This window comes from Ulvibacter sp. 2305UL32-6, assembly GCF_058148545.1.
In genome coordinates this window covers 1-832 of sequence record NZ_JBYVKA010000054.1, presented here as the reverse complement: position 1 = coordinate 832, position 832 = coordinate 1, and the positions used below count along the sequence as shown (strand labels likewise).

Below are 832 nucleotides of genomic sequence, written 5' to 3'. Positions count from 1 at the left end.
ACCCAACATTTTGAACCAAATTTTCATGAAGAATATATTCAAAAATTATAAAATATTAATACTGATTGTATTTTCTCTACAGTCTTGTTCACCAGATGATGTTTTTATTAATTTGACGGAGGAGGCAAAGGGTTTTCTAGTATATGACATAAATGAGAGTTTTAAATTAAGAAATAATGTCAGTCAAGAAACAATTACTTTAACAATAACCAAGAACGAAGTTGAACGTTTTAAAAGCGGCGGTGGTCCATCAGGACATATTGCATTCGGTAGACCAGCGAAAGTATATTTTGAAAGAGGAACATATCGTTTTACAGACAGTTCAAATTGTTATACTGGTGAATTGATAATCACAGCAAAGCGGCGCGGAGAATTTGAAATCATCTTCAATCTTGGAGAATGCTTTGGAAGTGTAGATTATGCTTACGAATATCAAAATGAAATTTTGACAAATACTGAGGTGGATGGAATAATATATTCAGAGATATACTTACTAAGATCCATTCGAAATACAATTTACTATTCAAGAGAGAAAGGAATTATTAAAATTTATGACGAATTTGAACGAGTTGATCTATTTAATTATACAGAATAAAAACGTTGGGTAACACCGTATAAAGCCAATGGCTAAGCTAGTTAATGAATTAAAACTCCTACAATTTAAAAACGTATATTTAATTCCGAATAAACCAGTAAACGGCTTCGCCGTGGCTTCCGAGTCGCACGCGTCGACGCCGCTGCCAACATTTGCTACCGCAAATTTGGTTGAGCCACAGCGAGCCAAGAAACGCCACTGGCATTATACAAACACGTTATATGCTAGCTTTAAAGA

Annotated in this window: 2 protein-coding genes; both read left to right on the top strand. The window is 34.3% G+C overall.

Annotation, left to right across the window (positions count from 1 at the left end):
* Positions 1 to 595 (top strand): hypothetical protein (locus ACY2RU_RS17675; RefSeq protein ID WP_490139808.1); only part of this gene is annotated, 595 nt, incomplete at its 5' end.
* Positions 596 to 623: 28 nt separating this feature from the next.
* Positions 624 to 832: hypothetical protein (locus ACY2RU_RS17670; protein ID WP_490139807.1), on the top strand; the 209-nt coding region annotated here is incomplete at its 3' end.